The organism is Aeromonas sp. QDB39, assembly GCF_027707585.1.
GTDB lineage: Bacteria > Pseudomonadota > Gammaproteobacteria > Enterobacterales > Aeromonadaceae > Aeromonas > Aeromonas hydrophila.
Genome location: NZ_JAPCIV010000101.1, coordinates 1 through 2,151 on the forward strand (window position 1 = coordinate 1; position 2,151 = coordinate 2,151).

The following is a 2,151-nucleotide window of genomic DNA, read 5'->3' on the forward strand; positions in this document are numbered from 1 at the left end:
GCCTGGGTGGTGGTGGGGTTTTGTCGGTGTGCATGCTGAGTACGGGATCCCGGGTCGCCGCCGAGCTCGGCGCCCAGAATGGCCATTGCCGGCGGCCGGGCGGGTGATCCGGTGCTCCTCGGGCCGCCGACGAGCTCAGGGCCCAGGGTGGCCACTGCCGGTGGCCGGGCAGGTGAACCGGTGCTGCAGGTGGCCCCGGGCCGCCGCGGGTTCGGCGCCTAGGGTGGCCACCGGCGGTGGGTGGGTGATCCGGTGGGGAGGTGGACCTTCGGGCCGGCGCCGGGATCCGGTGCCCTGGGTCGTCGACGAGCTTGGGGCCCAGGGTGGCCACTGCCGGCCGCCGGGTGGGTGATCCGGTGGGCCCCCGGCCGGTGCCGGGGAGCGGAGGGGCCTGGGTGGTGGCGGGGTTTTGTCGGTGTGCATGCTGAGTAAGGGAGCCCGGGTCGCCGCCGAGCTCGGCGCCCAAGGTGGCCACCGGTGGCGGTACGGTGTCCAGCTGGCCGATGGCTGTGCCGGTACGCAGTGGGCCCCCGGGCCGGAGTGGGTTCGGTGTTATGGGAGGTCCGAGAGGTGAAGCGGGTCCGATGCGCAGTGGGGGCCCGCGGGTCGGTGCCGAGATCCGGTGCCCCGGGTCTCCGATGAGCTTGGCGCCTATGGTGGCTAACGGTGGTGGGTGGGTGATCCGGTTCTGCAGGTGGCCCCGGGCCCTCGGGCCGGGGCCGGGATCTGGTACCCTGGGTCACCGCCGAGCTCGGCGACCAGGGTGGCCACCGGTGGCGGAGCCGGTACGCAGTGGGCCCCCGGGCCGGCACCGGGATCTGGTGCCCCGGGTCGCCGCTGAGCTCGGGGCCCTGGGTGGTCAGCGGCGGCGGGCGGGTGATCTGGTGCCCTCATGGTCCCGTTTTTCCTCTTACTCAGAATCGAGTGACTTGACCAGGGAGCGGGACGGGCACCACATTTGTTTTCCCGCTGATGCCCCGGTTGTCCGCTCCACGACCCAGCCCTCACCTTCTCGCTCAATAAGGCGGACGGTATTGCCGCTCTTGGCAAAAATTCTCACATCACCCGTTTTCAGATCATCCATGGCCATCACAAACTTCCCTTTACTTGCTGATCTCTCGAACCCGCGCTTCCATGTCGATTTTTCTCTATTATCCATTCAGGATCTTGTCCCATGTTTTTTGGCGCTTTGTGAGCTGATCGGCGATCTCTACTGTGGTTTTTCCGCTCCCCTTGCAAATTGAGCAGGTATCCAGCGAGAAACTACCTCGCTGTTCTGTAGTGGGGTTGAGAAACACCACTTCCTTTCCTCTACCCTTACAAGATGGGCATTCAACTTGGGCCATGCTGTGGTACTCCTTACATTCTGATCCCCGCCGATAAGTGCGATGGATAAGGCCGCACAATCACTGTGCGGCCTTCTAATCATTTCGCCATTATTCCAAGCAAGTACCCTGTAATGCCAGAGCTGATTATGGCTATCAGCCAGGGGGTGCATGAAACGACATTCAGTTTACTTTCCCTCACCTTCAATTCAGAGCGAGCTATGAATTCGAGTTCACTCCTCATCGCATCGAGAGTGGAACGATGCAAACGAATAAATCGTTCATTCTCTTCATCTAGTCGCCCTAGCATGACCCCGAAGCGTGTTGCTGCATCATGGATCTCTTGCCTCTCGCGGGACAGCCACCTTAATAGCGACTCAATCCTTCCAAACAGTTCATGGTTACGCTCCACCTCCCCTTGCAGGCGGCTGGCTGCTTGAATCGCTTCGTACACATCACCAAGCATTGATGCAAAGATTGCCTGGTAATGTTCTGCCGGCAACACGCCCCCCTTCAGCGATAGGGCCTCCGGTTGTCCGGGGGGAGTCATTAAGCAGCCCGCTTGAGACGCAAATCTCTCCAGACAACGTTGAGCTTTTCAAGGAGTGGAATACAGCACATACGAAGAGTGTGCATGGAAGTAAGCTCTTCTATCTTGCCGGTATCGAGCTCCCCCCCCTCGGCACGCGCCTTCATAACAAGCTCCTTCGCCTCACCCTTATAATCCCGAGTATCAGCAACCACAGTAGCTAGATTGGCCCCTTGAAGATCCAGACACTTCGCCCCTCTTAACTTAAGAGGTAGTCTTGGAGCTATGTTCAGTACT

General features: G+C 60.9%; 4 protein-coding genes. All 4 read right to left on the reverse strand.

What is annotated here, in order from left to right:
* Nucleotides 1–910: 910 nt before the first annotated feature.
* The gene (locus tag PG899_RS23940; protein WP_210538478.1) at nt 911–1,159 is read right to left on the reverse strand and encodes a hypothetical protein; all 249 of its coding nucleotides are present in this window, start codon (nt 1,157–1,159) and stop codon (nt 911–913) included.
* Complete coding sequence (locus tag PG899_RS23945) at nt 1,152–1,346, reverse strand: hypothetical protein (RefSeq protein WP_210538479.1); 195 nt, start codon at nt 1,344–1,346, stop codon at nt 1,152–1,154. The genes PG899_RS23940 and PG899_RS23945 overlap by 8 nt, the downstream gene beginning before the upstream one ends.
* Nucleotides 1,347–1,425: 79 nt before the next feature.
* Entirely contained in the window at nt 1,426–1,827 is a 402-nt protein-coding gene (locus PG899_RS23950) for a hypothetical protein (protein ID WP_210538480.1), read from the reverse strand.
* A 47-nt stretch (nt 1,828–1,874) separates the two neighbouring features.
* A partial coding sequence (locus PG899_RS23955) for a hypothetical protein (RefSeq protein ID WP_270682546.1) occupies nt 1,875–2,151 on the reverse strand: 277 nt, incomplete at its 5' end.